This is a genomic window from Rhodococcus sp. CH91, assembly GCF_022554085.1.
Classification (GTDB): Bacteria; Actinomycetota; Actinomycetes; order Mycobacteriales; family Mycobacteriaceae; genus Rhodococcus.
Genome location: NZ_JAKFYR010000002.1, coordinates 572,600 through 589,653, shown reverse-complemented (window position 1 = coordinate 589,653; position 17,054 = coordinate 572,600). Strand labels below are relative to the sequence as shown.

Here is a 17,054-nt window from a genome sequence, read left to right as displayed (position 1 = left end):
TCGCCGTGTCGGGTCGGGTGCCCTGGGCGGGCGCGTCCGTCGACGCCGGTGCGGCACCCGCCGCAGCCTGATCGGTCGCAGCCTGGTTGTTCTTCGGTCCGTAATTGCCACCCGGGTTGCCCGGCGTTGCCGAACCGGACGTCCCACCCTCGCGTGAGGTCACCAACAATCCACCGCTTTCGCCTACGTCGCTCCGCTGGAAATCACCTGCCGCACCACTATGGCAGGTGTCGGCTCGGTGTGCCGTCACCCCGGCGTCGACCGGGAGGGCGCCTTCGGTACCGGCCGGATGCGAGCACCCGTCCACGGCACTGGCCCGGCCGCGGCAACCTTGCCGTCACGACACCATGCGCACCACGTACGGTGTCATTCCGTCCCAGCGTACCGGCGAGATCTTCACATACGATCCCGACTGCGGCGCTTCGAGCATCTCCCCGTTGCCGAGATACAACGCGACGTGCTGGCTCGCGTTGGGTCCGTAGAAGATCATGTCACCCCGCCTCATCTGCGACGACGGGACCTGCGTGCCTGCCGTGTACTGGTAGCCCGTGTAATGCGGCAGCGAGATCCCGATGCCTGCGAACGCGTAGATCATCAGACCGGAACAGTCGAAGCCGACCTTGGCGAAATCCCCGTGGACGTCGGCCACGCCACCGTCACGGATACCGCGGGTCGGGCCGTTCTCGTTTCCGCCGCCCCACGCGTAGGGGACGCCGATCTGGGACAGTCCGCGATCGACGACGATCTCTATCGCGGCTGCGCCCGTGAGACTCGGACGCGTCGGCGTCTGCGGGGCCGAACCGGGCGTCGAGGGCCGAGCACCCGTTCCGCCGGTCCCGGACCCCGGTATCTCCACCACCGGATCACCGGGATCGGGGTTCTCCCAATCGATATCGCCCTCGTCGCTGCCGGTGCCGTCCTCTTCCCCGGGGATGGTCTCGTCGTCGTCCGGAGTGGCCACGACGTCCTCGCCGGGCGACCCGGCATCGCTGTCGTCGGGAACGGTTCCCGCGTCCCCGTCGCCCGGCGATACCGTGCCACTACCCTCGCCCGGCGACACCGTCCCACTACCCTCGCCCGGCGCCTCCGTCTCGGTGTCGAGATCCCCCGTTTCGGTGTCATCGGCGACCCCACCACCGGCCGGCGCATCCTCGATCAGCGTGTGCGGCCGCCGGCCGCTCGCGAGTTCGGCCGCGCGTGCCCGGGCCGCGGCGTCCGCGGCGACGCGGCCGGCGGCCTCCGTGGCAGCGACACGGGCGGTCTCCGCAGCGGCTGCCGCGGCTGCTTCCTCGGCTGCGCGACGGCGCTCCCAATCCAGATACTGCGCGCGTTGCCCTTCGAGACCGGCGACGTTCGCACGCGCCAGGTCGAGTTCGGTCTGCGCGCCGGCACGCTCCTGCTCGATGCGGGACTTCTCGGCGGCCTGCTGGTCGAGTGCCGACCGTGCGACCACGATCGCGGATTCGGCCTCGGTCTTGCGCTGCTCCGCTGCTGCCGTCGCCGCATCCGCTTCCATCTTGGCCGCGCGCGCACGCGAGTGGGAGTTGGCTTCGGTCGCCCGGGCACGCTGGAGTGCATCGAGCACGGCAGTGCGCCCGGCCGACAACACCCGCATGACCTGGGCCCGGTCGAGCAGGTCGTCGGGACCGTTCACATCGAGGAAGGCCGAGAGCGACACCGAGTTCGCGCCGCGGGTGTAGCTGTCGCGGACGAAGGCGTCGAAATCCTTCTGTGCAGCCGCGATCCGACCGGCCGCATCCTCGAGAGCACGACGGGACTCGGCGACCGCGCGCTCCGCGAGATCGGCGGCGTCGCGGGCGACCTGGAGATCGACGAGAGCACGGTTGACGTCCTCCCGCTTGATCGCCACCTGCGCGTCGAGTTCCGCGAGACGCTGGTCGGCGTCGGCGATCCGGACGATCAACCCTCCGACGCGATCGATATCCGATGCGACCGCGGCCCCGGCACGATCGATCTCCGTGTCGGACGGGTTGGGGGGTGGCGGCACCGCGCCGGCGGTACTCGTGATCGCCAGCATCACAGCCGTGACCAGCCCGAAACCGGCGAGAAGCCGCCCGGTACGCATGCGCGGAGATCTGTGCCGCAGGGGCGGGTCCGCTGCCGGACCGGCCTCGACGATCGCCGTACCGACGCTCCCCGACCCGGACCGCCGCGGAATCCCCCCGTGGATACCGAACCGTCTCACTTCCGTCTCCCTCGGTCGCACCTGCGGCCGAGACATCCGGCCGGACCACCCGAGGAAGGCAGGCAGCATCGCGCACCGTGGGTTCCCACGGTTCACACGCTGCCGTCGTACACCGGTCGTGGACAGCGTCCCCACGAGCCGGGTTGTGACACACCTTCCCCAAGAGCGTCATGTGAACCGTACGACACCACGGGGTCGGTCGCATGACAGTCACGAAGATCGCCGGAAAGGTCGCCGGGCGGAACAGCGGACGGTTATCCTCACCGATCTGCTGTGTGTTCGTCCCCCGCCGCCGTGGGAGGCTGCGCGGCGTGAGGCGAGCGGGACGTCAGGAAGTCCCGGCCGGCGAGGACTCCTCGGCTCCGGCGTCGTGCGCGGAATTCTCCGCACGGCGTCGTTTGGCCAGATAGGTCGCTCCGGCCGTCAGCGCGACGAGCGCCACGATGAGCAGAGTCAACAGGGTCCAGGGCGGGGACGGCTCGAGCACCGAATCGACGAAATTACGCGTGGACACCACAGGATCCCCGGTGTAGGTGCGGTCCTGCGCAGCTTCGAGGGTGACCCGGTCGAGATCCTCGCTGTACGTTCCCACCCATCCGGGGCTGAGGACGAGCACGGTGCCGCCGTCCTCGGTGCCGACCTCGGTCGCGAGGTCGCGCAGCTGCGAATCGATGCGAGGATCCCGGTCGAGCACGACCACGCTCAGGTCCACGCCGTGCTCCTGCGCACGGCGAACCTCGGCGACGAGGTCGTCCACGTACTGCGGCGGGGCGGCGACCTGATCGTCGGCGAGATCGGTGAGTACCTGCTCGACGGAGACCCCGGCGGGAAGATCCGTGAGCGCAGGACCCGGTATGCGAAGCAGTGGCGCAGACATCTCTCTCCGGTGGTGCTGGGCAGGATCCGGGAGCTCGCGGGGCCGGGCCGCTCGAGAACGGCACAGCACCACCACACCCGTGCGGCAGTGGAGAACACTACGCGATCGGGGGGCCGCGCCGTCCGGCACATATCGCGAGCTGGGCCGATGACCCGAGGCGCTGCCGCCGGTCGGGCGCACCCGCCTTCGCTTCAATACAGGACAAGCGTACTGTTAGAATCGAGTGCGAGACGCCACGACGGCAGTATCCGGACCACGGGCCCGGACGGATGTCGTGTGCCTCGCTTCAGCCGTCGACACAGCCCCGTCGGCGGCGAGCCGAAACGACGAGTGGAGCTGACGTGAGCACCAGTAGTGATTCGTTCGGCGCCAAGGGTTCGCTGCAGGTCGGAGACAACTCGTACGAGATCTTCCGCCTGTCGGCCGTCCCCGGCACCGAGAAACTTCCTTACTCTTTGAAGGTCCTGGCCGAGAACCTGCTGCGCACCGAGGACGGTGCCAACATCACGGCCGATCACATCCGGGCCATCGCCAACTGGGATCCCTCCGCCGACCCGAGCATCGAGATCCAGTTCACGCCTGCCCGCGTGATCATGCAGGACTTCACGGGCGTCCCCTGTGTCGTCGACCTCGCCACCATGCGTGAGGCCGTCACCACCCTGGGTGGCGACCCCAACAAGGTCAACCCCCTCTCCCCCGCCGACATGGTCATCGACCACTCGGTGATCCTCGACTACTTCGGTCGCGCCGACGCCCTCGAGCGCAACGTCGACCTCGAGTACGAGCGCAACGGCGAGCGCTACCAGTTCCTCCGCTGGGGCCAGGGCGCCTTCGACGACTTCCGCGTCGTCCCGCCCGGCATGGGCATCGTCCACCAGGTCAACATCGAGTACCTCGCCCCGACCGTCATGGTCCGTAACGGCCAGGCGTACCCGGACACCTGCGTCGGCACCGACTCGCACACCACCATGGTCAACGGCCTCGGTGTGCTCGGCTGGGGTGTCGGCGGCATCGAGGCAGAGGCCGCGATGCTCGGCCAGCCCGTCTCGATGCTCATCCCGCGCGTCGTGGGCTTCAAGCTCACCGGTGAGATCAATCCGGGCGTGACCGCAACGGACGTCGTGCTCACCGTGACCGACATGCTGCGCAAGCACGGCGTCGTCGGCAAGTTCGTCGAGTTCTACGGTGCCGGTGTCGCCGAGGTTCCCCTCGCCAACCGCGCGACCCTCGGCAACATGAGCCCCGAATTCGGTTCCACCGCAGCGATCTTCCCGATCGACGGTGAGACCATCAACTACCTGCGCCTGACCGGCCGCAGCGACGAGCAGCTCGCTCTCGTCGAGGCGTACGCCAAGGAGCAGGGCCTGTGGCACGATCCGAGCCGCGAGCCCGAGTTCTCCGAGTACCTCGAGCTCGACCTGTCGACGGTCGTCCCGTCGATCGCCGGCCCGAAGCGCCCGCAGGACCGCATCCTGCTGTCGGAGTCGAAGGTCGCGTTCCGCAAGGACATCCACAACTACGTGGAGGAGAACCTTCCGGCCGAGCACACCAAGCTCGACGAGGCCGTCGAGGAGACCTTCCCGGCGTCCGACCCGGCCGTGCTGTCCTTCGCGGACGACGGTGCCGTCGACGTCCATTCGGCTGCCAACGGCTCCCACGGCCGTCCGTCGAAGCCGGTCAAGGTCGTCTCGGAGGAGCGCGGCGAGTTCGTCCTCGACCACGGCGCCGTCGTGGTCGCGGGCATCACCTCCTGCACCAACACCTCCAACCCGTCGGTCATGCTCGGCGCCGCGCTGCTCGCCCGCAACGCCGTCGAGAAGGGCCTGTCCACCAAGCCGTGGGTCAAGACCAACATGGCTCCGGGTTCGCAGGTCGTCAACGACTACTACGAGAAGGCCGGCCTGTGGCCGTACCTCGAGAAGCTCGGCTTCTACCTCGGTGGCTTCGGTTGCACCACCTGCATCGGTAACACCGGCCCGCTGCCCGAGGAGATCTCGAAGGCCGTCAACGACAACGACCTGTCGGTGACCGCGGTGCTCTCGGGCAACCGCAACTTCGAGGGTCGCATCTCCCCCGACGTGAAGATGAACTACCTGGCCTCGCCGCCGCTGGTCATCGCGTACGCGCTCGCGGGCACGATGGACTTCGACTTCGAGACCGACGCGCTGGGCAAGGACACCGACGGAAACGACGTCTTCCTGAAGGACATCTGGCCCTCCGCCCAGGAGATCGACGACACCATCAAGTCCGCGATCAGCCAGGACATGTTCCGCAAGTCCTACGCCGACGTCTTCAAGGGCGACGAGCGCTGGCAGAACCTCTCCACCCCGGAGGGCGACACCTTCGCGTGGGACGAGAACTCGACGTACGTCCGCAAGGCTCCGTACTTCGACGGCATGACGATGGATCCGGATGCAGTCTCCGACATCAAGGGTGCGCGTGTGCTCGCGCTGCTCGGCGATTCGGTGACCACCGACCACATCAGCCCGGCCGGCCCCATCAAGCCGGGTACCCCCGCCGCGCAGTATCTCGACGCCCACGGTGTCGAGCGCAAGGACTACAACTCGCTCGGTTCGCGTCGCGGCAACCACGAGGTGATGGTCCGCGGTACCTTCGCGAACATCCGTCTGCAGAACCAGCTGCTCGACGGTGTCTCCGGTGGCTACACCCGCGACTTCACCCAGGACGGTGCCCCGCAGGCGTTCATCTACGACGCCGCGCAGAACTACCAGGAGGCCGGAATCCCGCTGGTCGTCCTCGGTGGCAAGGAGTACGGTTCGGGTTCCTCGCGTGACTGGGCAGCCAAGGGCACCCGCCTGCTCGGCGTCAAGGCCGTCATCACCGAGTCGTTCGAGCGCATCCACCGCTCGAACCTCATCGGCATGGGCGTCATCCCGCTGCAGTTCCCGGCGGGCGAGTCGGCCAAGTCCCTGGGCCTGACCGGCACCGAGGTCTTCGACATCGAGGGCATCGAGAAGCTCAACGAGGGCGTCACGCCGAAGACCGTCAAGGTCACCGCGACCAAGGACAACGGCGAGAAGGTCGAATTCGACGCCGTGGTCCGTATCGACACCCCCGGCGAGGCGGACTACTACCGCAACGGCGGCATCCTGCAGTACGTGCTGCGGAACATGATCCGCGGCTAGCAGCACTCGCGTGGCCCACGGGCCACACCGGTGTGCGAGCGGCGGGCCCGGGACGAGACTTCGTCTCGGGCCCGCCGTCTCCCCGAGCGAAAGGATGTGGCTCGTGCCCAAGGTCAGTGAGGACCATCTCGCCGCGCGCCGCAGGCAGATCCTCGACGGTGCCCGCCGCTGCTTCGCCGAGTACGGCTACGACGGCGCGACCGTACGACTGCTCGAAGACGCCACGGGACTCTCCCGGGGAGCGATCTTCCACCATTTCAAGGACAAGGACGGTCTCTTCCTCGCGCTCGCCCAGGAAGACGCGAAGCGCATGGCGGACGTCGCGGCCAGCGAGGGTCTCGTCCAGGTCATGCGGGACATGCTGTCCTCACCCGACCAGTTCGACTGGCTGGGAACACGACTCGAGATCACGCGCCGCCTGCGAACCGATCCCGAATTCGCGAAGGCATGGACACAGCACTCGGCAGAGCTCACCGAAGCCACCGTGGGACGCCTCGAACGCCAGCGTGAAGCCGGTCGGCTGCGCGACGACGTACCGACCGAAGTGCTGCTGGGCTATCTCGACCTCGTCCTCGACGGACTCATCGCCCGCCTCGCATCCGGGCACGCCGAACAGGATCTCGGCGCGGTCCTCGATCTCGTCGAGGAATCCGTCCGCCGCCGCGACTGACCGTCACGTCACGCGGACGACGCTCACACCTTCTCGTCGCTCTGGGCCGCTCGCCGGCGGTTCGGACCGCCGCGTCCACGCAACCTCACCTGGGATTCCACGAGGACGTTGTGCACGAAACCGTAGGAACGACCGGTCTCGTGTGCCAGGGTGCGGATACTTGCGCCCTCCTCGTAACGACGCTTGAGTTCCTCCTGCAAGCGGTCCCGCGATTCCCCCGTGACCCGGGCCCCCTTCGCGTAGGTCGTCTCTCCATCGGAACTTCGCGCCATCGGATCCTCCCTGCACCTCCGCCAAAGGCCCTGCTCCCAGGCTAGAGGACCGCGCGGCTGCGCGAAGCGGATCCGATCAGCAGAGCCGATCGAGCGCGGATCCGATCAGCAGAGCCGATCGAGCGCGGATCCGCGAGAATCAGGCGAGCTGGATCAGTTCGAGGTATTCCTGCGACCAGTGGTCCTCGGTTCCGTCGGGAAGCAGGATCACCCGTTCGGGATCGAGCGCCTCCGCTGCGCCCGGATCGTGGGTGACCAGGACGACGGCGCCTTCGTAACTGCGCAGAGCGTCGAGAACCTGCTCACGCGAGACCGGATCGAGGTTGTTGGTCGGCTCGTCGAGCAGCAGCACGTTCGCCGCGGAGGACACCAGACCGGCCAGTGCCAGACGCGTCTTCTCACCACCGGAGAGAGTGCCGGCGGGCTGTTCGAGCTGCGGCCCGGTGAACATGAACGCGCCGAGCAAGCCCCGCAGATCCTGCTCGCCGGCATCCGGCGCGGCGTGGCGGATGTTCTCCCACACCGTCGCCGCGTCGTCGATGGTGTCGTGTTCCTGAGCGAAGTAGCCGATCTTCAGCCCGTGTCCCGGCACGAGTTCTCCCAGATCCGGTTGCTCGACACCGGCGAGCAGCCGCAACAGGGTGGTCTTGCCGGCACCGTTGAGTCCGAGGACCACGACCCGGCTGCCCCTGTCGATCGCCAGATCCACGCCCGTGAAGATCTCCAGCGAGCCGTAGACCTTGGTCAGTTCCTTCGCCATCAGCGGGGTCTTGCCACACGCGGCGGGCGTGGGGAACCGGATCTTGGCCACCTTGTCGGCGACCCGCACGTCGTCGAGGTCGGCGAGGAGCTTCTCCGCCCGCTTGGCCATGTTCTGCGCGGCGGTCGCCTTGGTCGCCTTGGCCCCGAGCTTGGCCGCCTGCTTCTGCAGCGCGGACGCCTTCTTCTCCGCGTTCGCGCGCTCGCGCCGGCGACGCGCCTCGTCGGTGGCCCGCGCGTCCAGATACTTCTTCCAGCCCATGTTGTAGATGTCGGCCTCTCCGCGCACCGCGTCGAGGAACCACACCTTGTTCACCACGTCCGCGAGCAACTCGACGTCGTGACTGATCACGACGAGTCCGCCGTCGTGGTTCTGCAGGAACCCACGCAGCCACGTGATCGAATCGGCGTCGAGATGGTTCGTCGGCTCGTCGAGCAGCAGTGTCGTCTCCGACTTCCCGCCGGAGCCGTCCGAGGCGGCGAACAGGATCCTGGCCAGTTCGACACGGCGACGCTGACCGCCGGAGAGGGTGCGAAGCGGCTGACCGAGGACACGGTCGGGCAGACCGAGACTGTGGCAGATGCGGGAGGCCTCGGACTCGGCGACGTATCCGCCGAGGGTCGCGAAGCGTTCCTCGAGCGAACCGTACTTCCGCACGGCGCGGTCGCGGATCTTCTCGTCCACCGCTTCGGCCATGAGCGCCTGCTGCTTCTCCATGCCGCGCAGGATCTCGTCGAGACCTCGCGCGGAGAGCACCCGGTCCTTGGCGAGGACGTCGAGGTTGCCCTCCTTCGGATCCTGCGGCAGGTAACCGATGTCGCCCGAGCGGATCACGGTGCCCGCATAGGGTTCACCCTCACCGGCGAGGATGCGCAGGGTGGTGGTCTTGCCGGCACCGTTGCGCCCCACGAGTCCGATCCGGTCCCCCGCCTGCACCCGCAACCCCGAGCCGGGAGCGGTGAGCAGGGTCCGCACGCCTGCGCGGACTTCGAGGTCGGTAGCGGTGATCACGCACGGGCTCCTAGGGAAAAGGCAGTCGGATGGGTGCCATGATGGCGGACGCCGGGCACACGAACCACTCATTTTACCGTGGCGCGGCCGTGCTCCTGCGGTGAGATGCACTACGTCGTCTCACCTAGGCTGGCGCCGTGACCGATCCCTCGTCCCCCGACGTTCTCGTGGTCGGGCTCGGTCCGGCCGGCCGTGCCCTCGCCTTCCGCGCTGCCGCGGCCGGACTGACGGTGACGGCCGTCGACCCGCAGCCGCATCGCCGCTGGACCGCGACCTATGCCGCCTGGGCCGACGAACTCCCCGACTGGCTGCCCCCGGCCGTCGTGGCGGCGGCCGTCTCCACTCCCGCGGTGTGGACGCACGGTCCTCGCGCTGTCGGGCGCGCCTACCGTGTGCTCGACACCGGACGGCTGCAGGACTTCCTCGCACTCGATGCGGTGACCATGGTCACCGGCCGGGCCCGCACGGTGGACGCGGACGGTGCCACCCTCACGGACGGGCGCCGTCTCGGTGCCCGCCACATCGTCGACGCGCGAGGAGTTCCCGCACGATCGCACCGCGCCCAGCAGACGGCATTCGGCCTGATCGTCGACGATGCGATCGCGGCACCGGCGCTCGACGGACAGGCCGCGTGGTTCATGGACTGGCGCCGCGACAACGGGACGGCTCCCGACGATGTCCCGTCGTTCCTGTACGCGGTGCCGGTGGGTGGCGGACGCACGATCCTCGAGGAGACGTGCCTGGTGGGCCGCCCCGCGCTCGGACTCGGCGAACTCGAACGACGTCTGCGGATCCGGCTCGCGGCGCGCGGAGTTCGGATCGACGGCGACGAGGATGTCGAGCGGGTGCGGTTCGCCGTGGAGGGAGAATCGGTCGCTCCCGGGGTGATCGGCTACGGTGCCCGGGGCGGTCTCATGCACCCGGCGACCGGCTACGCGGTAGCGACTGCACTGTCCTGCGCCGACGCCGTGGTCGAGGCGATGCGCGACGGCACGGATCCGCAGCGTGTGCTGTGGACGACCCGGTCCCGTGAGGTCGCGATGCTGCGACGGATGGGACTGCGGGTGCTGCTGCGCCTCGACGGTGACGGCGTGGCCGAGTTCTTCGACGCGTTCTTCGCTCTGCCGGTCGCGGCGCAACGCGCCTATCTGTCGGGACGCAACGATGCGGCGGGCGTGGCCACCACCATGTGGCGACTGTTCCGCGTGCTGCCGGCGCCGTTGCGCGGCACGATCCTGCGCTCGCTTCCGCTGTGGCGAACGTCTCGACCCGGCGGGCGATGACTTTCGCGGGTTTCCCGCGTGCTCCCGGAGTGTCGATCATGATGGACACATGCGGTCGATCTGGAAAGGCTCTCTCGCGTTCGGCCTCGTCAACGTGCCTGTGAAGGTGTACTCGGCAACCGAGTCGCACGACATCAAGTTCCATCAGGTGCACGCGAAGGACGGGGGGCGCATCAAGTATCAGCGCGTGTGCACCGAATGCGGCGAGGTCGTCCCCTATCAGGAGATCGACAAGGCCTACGACTCCGACGACGGAGAGCGGGTCGTGCTCACCGACGAGGACTTCGAGAAACTGCCCGCAGCGGAGAAGCACGAGATCCCCGTACTGCAGTTCGTTCCCACCGAGCAGATCGACCCGATCCTGTTCGAGAAGTCCTACTATCTCGAACCCGACTCGTCGTCCCCGAAGGCCTACGGGCTCCTGGCCGCGACCCTCGAGCAGAGCGACAGGACGGCGTTGGTGCACTTCACCTTGCGGCAACGCACGCGGCTGGCGGCGCTGCGCACCCGCGACGGACTGCTCATCCTGCAGACCTTGCTGTGGCCCGACGAGGTTCGCGCAGCCGAGTTCGACTCGCTCGACAAGATCGAGAAACCCAAGCAACGTGAACTCGCGATGGCCGAGACCCTGGTCGAGTCGATGTCCGACGATTTCGATCCGACCGAGTTCACCGACGAGTACCAGGTGGAACTGCGCACCCTCATCGACGAGGCGATCGCCCGAGGTGGAGAGAAGGTCTTCCAGGTCGCCGAACCCGACACCGGCGACGAGGACGCCGAGGTCCTCGACCTGGTGGCGGCTCTGCAGCGCAGTGTCGATGCAGCGGGAAAGAAGGTTCCGACGGGTTCGTCGGACGGCGACGCCGACGACGACGAGAAGCCGAAGAAGACGCCGGCGAAGAAGACCACTTCCAAGAGCAGCGCAAGCAAGAGCAGCGCGAAGAAGACCGCGACGAAGCGCACCACGTCGAAATCCTCGACGGCGAAGAAAACTCCGGCCAAGAAGACTCCCGCGAAGAAGGCGGCCGCCACGAAGACCTCGGGCGAACGCAAAGGCGCCTGATCCCGGCCGTTTCGGGAGCGGGCGGAATCAGGCGCCGTGCCGGAGTGTCCTCCGGATCAGACGGTGAAGCCGAGTGCGCGCAACTGCTCGCGTCCGTCGTCGGTGATCTTGTCGGGACCCCACGGCGGCATCCACACCCAGTTGATGCGCAGGTCCTCGCACAGGCCGCTGCGTACGAGCGCGCCCTGGGCCTGGTCCTCGATGACGTCGGTGAGCGGGCACGCAGCAGAGGTGAGCGTCATGTCGACGGTCACCGCCTCGTCCGATTCGGAGATGCCGTAGACGAGGCCGAGATCGACGACGTTGATACCGAGTTCCGGATCGACGACGTCGCGCAACGCCTCCTCGAGTTCGTCGAGACGGCCGGGATCCAGCGGCGGGGCCGTGGCCGCGACCAGCGTGCTGGTCTCGTCCGACCCGTCGACGACGGCGCTCGCGGCGGCCTCGTCGGTGTTGCCGGTGCCCGGTGCGGGTTCGGTCATCAGTTCTGTCCTCCGCTCGAAACGGTGTGGGTGGCGTCCGCCTCGCCGGCGGACGCACGGTCGACGGTCTGTGCGACCGCATCCTTGAAAGCCATCCAGCCCAGCAACGCACATTTCACACGCGCCGGGTACTTCGCCACGCCGGCGAACGCGATTCCGTCGCCGATCAGGTCCTCGTCGCCCTCGACGGTGCCGCGACTGCTCACCATCTCGACGAATCCGTCGACCATCTTCAGGGCCTCGCCGAGAGGCACCCCGATCACCTGATCGGTGAGCACGGAAGTCGAGGCCTGACTGATCGAACAGCCCTGCCCGTCGTAGGACACGTCGGCGACCGTGTCACCGTCGAGATGCACGCGCAGGGTCACCTCGTCCCCGCAGGTGGGGTTGACGTGATGAACCTCGGCGCCGAACGGCTCGCGCAGCCCCCGGTGATGCGGGTGCTTGTAATGGTCCAGGATCACTTCCTGGTACATCTGCTCCATCCGCATCAGCCACGCTCCCCGAAGAATTCCTGGGCGCGACGGATCGCCGCGCCGAGTGCCTGTACCTCGTCCGGAGTGTTGTACACGGCGAACGACGCGCGAGCCGTCGCCGCCACCCCGAAGCGCCTGTGCAGCGGCCACGCGCAGTGGTGGCCGACGCGGATCTCCACGCCCTCGTCGTCGAGGATCTGCCCGAGGTCGTGCGCGTGGATGCCGTCCACGACGAACGAGACTGCCCCACCGCGCTGGTCGGCGGTGGTCGGACCGATGATGCGCACGCCCTCGATGCTGCCGAGTTCGGCGAGCGCCGCGGCGGTGAGTTCGTGCTCGTGTTCGGCCACCGCGTCCATGCCGATCTCCTGCAGATAGCGCACGGCGGCACCGAGCCCCACGGCCTGCGAGGACATCGGGGATCCGGCTTCGAACCGCTGCGGCGGTGCGGCGAAGGTCGTGGCGTCCATCGTGACCGTCTCGATCATCGAGCCACCCGTGATGAACGGCGGAACGTCGGCGAGCAGGTCGCGTCGTCCGTAGAGGACACCGACACCCGAGGGACCGAACATCTTGTGGCCGGAGAAGGCGGCGAAGTCGACTCCGAGCGCGCGGAAGTCGACGGCCATGTGAGGCACCGACTGGCAGGCGTCGAGCACGACGATCGCGCCGACCTCCTTCGCCCGACGCACCATCTCCTCGACGGGGGCGATCGCGCCGGTCACGTTCGACTGGTGTGTGAAGGCGACGACCTTGACCGCCTCGGTCAGGGTGAGCGAGTCGAGGTCGATGCGCCCGTCGTCGGTGACGCCGTACCAGCGCAGGGTCGCACCCGTGCGGCGCGCGAGTTCCTGCCACGGAACGAGATTCGCGTGGTGCTCGAGTTCGGTGACGACGATCTCGTCACCGGGCCCGAGCCGGTGCGGGAACCGCGCGTCCGCGAAGGCGTAGGCGACGAGATTGAGCGACTCGGTCGCGTTCTTGGTGAACACGACCTCGTCCACGTCGACTCCGACGAAGGCGGCGATGACGGCGCGTGCGTCCTCGTAGGCGTCCGTCGCTTCCTCGGACAGTGCGTGCGCACCGCGATGAACGGCCGCGTTCCGCATCGTGAGGAACTCACGCTCGGCGTCGAGCACCTGCACGGGCCGCTGCGAGGTAGCCCCGGAGTCGAGGTAGACCAGGGGTTTTCCGTCCCGCACCGTACGCGCGAGGATCGGAAAATCCGCCCTGATGCGGGCGATGTCCAAGGTCCGCACCGGCACCGTCATCCGATCACGCTCCCTGCGTCGCGGCCTGGGTGAAACGCTCGTAACCGTTGGCCTCGAGTTCCTCGGCGAGTTCCGGGCCGCCGGACTCGACGACGCGGCCGCCGACGAAGACGTGCACGAACTGCGGCTGGATGTAACGCAGGATGCGCGTGTAGTGGGTGATGAGGAGCACGCCACCGTTCTCGTTCTGCTGGTAGCGGTTGACGCCCTCGGACACCACGCGCAGCGCATCGACGTCGAGACCGGAGTCGGTCTCGTCGAGGATGGCGATCTTCGGCTTCAGCAGGCCGAGCTGGAGGATCTCGTGACGCTTCTTCTCGCCGCCGGAGAAGCCCTCGTTGACGCTGCGCTCGCCGAAGGCCGGGTCGATGTCGAGTTCGGACATCGCCTCCTTGACCTCCTTGACCCAGTGGCGCAGCTTGGGTGCCTCACCGCGCACGGCGGTCGCCGCCGTCCGCAGGAAGTTCGACATGGACACGCCCGGCACCTCGACGGGGTACTGCATCGCGAGGAAGAGCCCGGCGCGGGCGCGCTCGTCGACGCTCATCGCGAGGACATCCTCCCCGTTGAGGGTGATGCTGCCCGAGGTGATCTCGTACTTCGGGTGCCCGGCGATCGCGTACGACAGGGTGGACTTGCCGGAACCGTTGGGCCCCATGATGGCGTGCGTCTCACCCGAGCGCACCGTGAGGTCGACGCCCTTGAGGATGTCGATCGGTTCGGCGTTCTCGTCGGTCTGGGCGACGCGAACGTGCAGGTCCTTGATCTCGAGGACGTTCGAAGGTGTGGACATCGAAATGCGTTTCCTTAGTGGAGAAGTATCGGGACTACGGGAGTGCGGTGCCGGTCAGGCGCCGACCGCGGCCAGTTCGGCTTCGATCGCCGCTTCGAGACGGTCGCGGACCTCGGTCACGGTGATGCGTTCGAGCAGTTCGTGGAAGAAGCCGCGGACGACGAGGCGGCGGGCCTCCTCTTCGGGAATGCCGCGGGCACGCAGGTAGAACAGCTGCTCGTCGTCGAAACGTCCCGTGGCCGAGGCGTGGCCGGCGCCGACGATCTCGCCGGTCTCGATCTCGAGGTTGGGCACCGAATCGGCACGGGCACCGTCGGTGAGTACGAGATTGCGGTTGAGCTCGAAGGTGTCGGTGCCTTCGGCCTCGGCGCGGATGAGCACGTCCCCGACCCACACCGTGTGCGCGTCCGGCTTGCCGGAGGCGGGATCACCCTGCAGGGCACCCTTGTAGACCACGTTCGACTTGCAGTTCGGCTGCGAGTGATCGACGAGCAGGCGCTGCTCGAAGTGCTGGCCGGCGTCGGCGAAGTACAGGCCGAGAAGCTCGGCATCGCCGCCGGGGCCGTCGTACTTCGTGGTCGCCGAGACGCGCACCAGATCACCGCCGAGCGCGACGGTGAAGTGGCGCAGCACGGCGTCGCGTCCGAGGCGCGCATGGTGGGCCGCGACGTGCACGGCGTCGTCGGCCCAGTCCTGGACCGTGACGACCTTCAGCTGTGCGCTGTCGCCGAGAACGAACTCGATGTTCTCGGCGTAGGTGCCACTGCCCCGCTGGTCGATGACCAGCGTGAGGCGGGCGAACGCCTCGAGCCGGATCTGCATGTGTCCGTAGGCGACGGCACCTTCACCCGGTCCGGTGACGGTGACGGTGACGGGTTCGGCCACCTCGACCTCGCGGCCGACCGTGACGACCGTCGCGGTCTCGAAGGACGAGTACGCCTGGGCGGCGATCCGGTCGAACGGCACGCCCCCCTGCCCGAGCCGGGTGTCATCGCGCCCGACGGTCTCGACCTGCACGCCGTCGACGGGCGTGACCTCGATGCCGGCGCTGCCGGTCGCGGTGGCCGTGCCGTCGTGCAGACCGCGCAGGCGACGCAGCGGCGTGAACCGCCACACCTCGTCGCGTCCGGAGGGAATCTCGAAGGCGTTCACGTCGAACGACGTGAAGACCTCGCCCTTGTTGACGGCCGGGGTGAGGTTCTCGGCACGCACGGCTTCCTGCACCCCGGCGGCAGGGGTGTTCTTCGCTTCCGCAGTCATTTAGCCGACTGCCCCTTCCATCTGCAGTTCGATCAGGCGATTGAGCTCGAGGGCGTACTCCATCGGCAGTTCCTTGGCGATGGGCTCGACGAATCCGCGCACCACCATCGCCATGGCCTCGTCCTCGTCCAGTCCGCGGCTCATGAGGTAGAACAGCTGGTCGTCGCTGACCTTGGAGACGGTCGCCTCGTGCCCCATCGTGACGTCGTCCTCACGGATGTCGACGTACGGATAGGTGTCGGAGCGGCTGATCTGGTCGACGAGGAGTGCATCGCACTTGACCGTCGACTTCGAGCCGTGTGCTCCCTTGTTGACCTGGACGAGACCGCGGTAGGACGCCCGCCCGCCGCCGCGCGCCACCGACTTCGACACGATGGTCGAGGAGGTGTGCGGCGCCAGGTGCAGCATCTTCGCACCGGTGTCCTGGTGCTGACCCTCACCGGCGAAGGCGACGGACAGGACCTCGCCGCGGGCGTGCTCGCCCATCATCCACACGGCCGGGTACTTCATCGTCACCTTGGAACCGATGTTGCCGTCGATCCATTCCATCGAGCCGCCGGCCTCGACCTTGGTGCGCTTGGTCACCAGGTTGTAGACGTTGTTCGACCAGTTCTGGATCGTCGTGTAGCGGCAGTGCCCGCCCTTCTTGACGATGATCTCCACCACTGCGGAGTGCAGCGAGTCCGACTTGTAGATCGGGGCGGTGCAGCCCTCGACGTAGTGCACGGAGGCACCCTCGTCGACGATGATGAGGGTCCGCTCGAACTGGCCCATGTTCTCGGTGTTGATGCGGAAGTAGGCCTGCAGCGGGATGTCGACGTGCACACCCGGCGGCACGTAGATGAACGAGCCTCCGGACCACACGGCCGTGTTGAGCGCGGAGAACTTGTTGTCGCCCGCCGGAATGACCGTGCCGAAGTACTCCTTGAACAGCTCGGGGTGCTCACGCAGACCCGAGTCGGTGTCGAGGAAGATCACGCCCTGGCTCTCGAGGTCCTCGCGGATCTGGTGGTAGACCACCTCGGACTCGTACTGGGCGGCGACACCGGCGATCAGACGCTGCTTCTCGGCCTCGGGGATACCCAGCCTGTCGTAGGTGTTCTTGATGTCCTCGGGGAGCTCGTCCCAGCTCGCGGCCTGCTTCTCCGTCGAGCGCACGAAGTACTTGATGTTGTCGAAGTCGATCCCGTCGAGGTTCGATCCCCACACCGGCATGGGTTTCTTGTCGAAGGTGCGCAGCGCCTTGAGGCGGATGTCGAGCATCCACTCGGGTTCGTTCTTCTTCGCCGAGATGTCCCGCACGACCGCTTCGGACAGGCCGCGCTGCGCGGTGGCACCTGCGGTGTCGGGATCGGCCCAGCCGTATTCGTAGTGGCCGAGAGAATCGATCGTCTCTTCCTGCGTCAGCGGCGCGGTGCCGGACGTCTGGTCCGATGCGACGGTCATGCGGGCTCCTTCCGGAGGCTGGTGGGCGTCGGCGCGGG

14 protein-coding genes are annotated in these 17,054 nt (G+C 67.8%); 4 read left to right on the top strand and 10 right to left on the bottom strand.

Annotated features, from left to right (window positions below):
- Positions 1-337: 337 nt before the first annotated feature.
- On the bottom strand, positions 338-2,206 hold the full coding sequence (locus MOM01_RS06400; RefSeq protein WP_374112263.1) for an NlpC/P60 family protein: 1,869 nt from the start codon (positions 2,204-2,206) through the stop codon (positions 338-340).
- Between the two features lie 328 nt (positions 2,207-2,534).
- Positions 2,535-3,083: an Rv1476 family membrane protein gene (locus tag MOM01_RS06395; RefSeq protein WP_241384539.1), complete on the bottom strand. Its 549-nt coding sequence runs from the start codon at positions 3,081-3,083 to the stop codon at positions 2,535-2,537.
- A gap of 341 nt (positions 3,084-3,424) precedes the next feature.
- Between MOM01_RS06395 and acnA the strand changes: the two genes are divergently transcribed.
- Positions 3,425-6,229, top strand: coding sequence for an aconitate hydratase AcnA (gene acnA / locus MOM01_RS06390; RefSeq protein ID WP_241384538.1), 2,805 nt, complete (start codon positions 3,425-3,427; stop codon positions 6,227-6,229).
- A 103-nt stretch (positions 6,230-6,332) separates the two neighbouring features.
- A complete protein-coding gene (locus tag MOM01_RS06385; protein WP_241384537.1) occupies positions 6,333-6,899 on the top strand; it encodes a TetR/AcrR family transcriptional regulator in 567 nt (188 codons plus the stop codon).
- 23 nt (positions 6,900-6,922) lie between these two features.
- On the opposite strand, the gene MOM01_RS06380 is transcribed toward MOM01_RS06385, so the two are convergent.
- Positions 6,923-7,171 carry a helix-turn-helix domain-containing protein gene (locus MOM01_RS06380; protein ID WP_241384536.1) on the bottom strand — a complete coding sequence of 83 codons (249 nt, stop codon included), beginning with the start codon at positions 7,169-7,171 and terminating at the stop codon, positions 6,923-6,925.
- Between the two features lie 139 nt (positions 7,172-7,310).
- On the bottom strand, positions 7,311-8,942 hold the full coding sequence (locus MOM01_RS06375) for an ABC-F family ATP-binding cassette domain-containing protein (protein ID WP_241384535.1): 1,632 nt from the start codon (positions 8,940-8,942) through the stop codon (positions 7,311-7,313).
- A gap of 137 nt (positions 8,943-9,079) precedes the next feature.
- Here MOM01_RS06375 and MOM01_RS06370 point away from each other — a divergent pair, with 137 nt between their 5' ends.
- Positions 9,080-10,225 carry a lycopene cyclase family protein gene (locus MOM01_RS06370; RefSeq protein ID WP_241384534.1) on the top strand — a complete coding sequence of 382 codons (1,146 nt, stop codon included), beginning with the start codon at positions 9,080-9,082 and terminating at the stop codon, positions 10,223-10,225.
- Positions 10,226-10,274: 49 nt separating this feature from the next.
- Positions 10,275-11,288, top strand: coding sequence for a non-homologous end joining protein Ku (ku, locus tag MOM01_RS06365; RefSeq protein WP_241384533.1), 1,014 nt, complete (start codon positions 10,275-10,277; stop codon positions 11,286-11,288).
- Between the two features lie 56 nt (positions 11,289-11,344).
- Here ku and MOM01_RS06360 read toward each other — a convergent pair whose 3' ends face one another.
- Genes MOM01_RS06360 through sufB form a run of 6 tightly spaced genes read right to left on the bottom strand, consistent with a single transcriptional unit; the run spans position 11,345 to position 17,016 of the window.
- Entirely contained in the window at positions 11,345-11,770 is a 426-nt protein-coding gene (locus MOM01_RS06360; RefSeq protein WP_241384532.1) for a metal-sulfur cluster assembly factor, read from the bottom strand.
- A complete protein-coding gene (gene sufU / locus MOM01_RS06355) occupies positions 11,770-12,261 on the bottom strand; it encodes a Fe-S cluster assembly sulfur transfer protein SufU (protein WP_241384531.1) in 492 nt (163 codons plus the stop codon). Before sufU ends, MOM01_RS06360 begins: the two co-directional genes overlap by 1 nt.
- On the bottom strand, positions 12,261-13,517 hold the full coding sequence (locus MOM01_RS06350; RefSeq protein WP_241384530.1) for a cysteine desulfurase: 1,257 nt from the start codon (positions 13,515-13,517) through the stop codon (positions 12,261-12,263). Before MOM01_RS06350 ends, sufU begins: the two co-directional genes overlap by 1 nt.
- Positions 13,518-13,521: 4 nt before the next feature.
- Positions 13,522-14,310 carry a Fe-S cluster assembly ATPase SufC gene (gene sufC, locus MOM01_RS06345; RefSeq protein ID WP_241384529.1) on the bottom strand — a complete coding sequence of 263 codons (789 nt, stop codon included), beginning with the start codon at positions 14,308-14,310 and terminating at the stop codon, positions 13,522-13,524.
- A 54-nt stretch (positions 14,311-14,364) separates the two neighbouring features.
- Positions 14,365-15,570, bottom strand: coding sequence for a Fe-S cluster assembly protein SufD (gene sufD, locus MOM01_RS06340; RefSeq protein WP_241384528.1), 1,206 nt, complete (start codon positions 15,568-15,570; stop codon positions 14,365-14,367).
- Positions 15,571-17,016, bottom strand: a complete 1,446-nt coding sequence (gene sufB / locus MOM01_RS06335) for a Fe-S cluster assembly protein SufB (RefSeq protein WP_241384527.1) — start codon at positions 17,014-17,016, stop codon at positions 15,571-15,573.
- Positions 17,017-17,054: the final 38 nt, after the last annotated feature.

Coding starts and splice junctions, on each gene's coding strand:
- MOM01_RS06350 (WP_241384530.1), bottom strand. CDS start 13,517: ATGACGGTGCCGGTGCGGACCTTGGACATCGCCCGCATCAGGGCGGAT.
- sufD (WP_241384528.1), bottom strand. CDS start 15,570: ATGACTGCGGAAGCGAAGAACACCCCTGCCGCCGGGGTGCAGGAAGCC.
- sufU (WP_241384531.1), bottom strand. CDS start 12,261: ATGCGGATGGAGCAGATGTACCAGGAAGTGATCCTGGACCATTACAAG.
- sufB (WP_241384527.1), bottom strand. CDS start 17,016: ATGACCGTCGCATCGGACCAGACGTCCGGCACCGCGCCGCTGACGCAG.
- MOM01_RS06380 (WP_241384536.1), bottom strand. CDS start 7,171: ATGGCGCGAAGTTCCGATGGAGAGACGACCTACGCGAAGGGGGCCCGG.
- ku (WP_241384533.1), top strand. CDS start 10,275: ATGCGGTCGATCTGGAAAGGCTCTCTCGCGTTCGGCCTCGTCAACGTG.
- MOM01_RS06360 (WP_241384532.1), bottom strand. CDS start 11,770: ATGACCGAACCCGCACCGGGCACCGGCAACACCGACGAGGCCGCCGCG.
- MOM01_RS06395 (WP_241384539.1), bottom strand. CDS start 3,083: ATGTCTGCGCCACTGCTTCGCATACCGGGTCCTGCGCTCACGGATCTT.
- sufC (WP_241384529.1), bottom strand. CDS start 14,310: ATGTCCACACCTTCGAACGTCCTCGAGATCAAGGACCTGCACGTTCGC.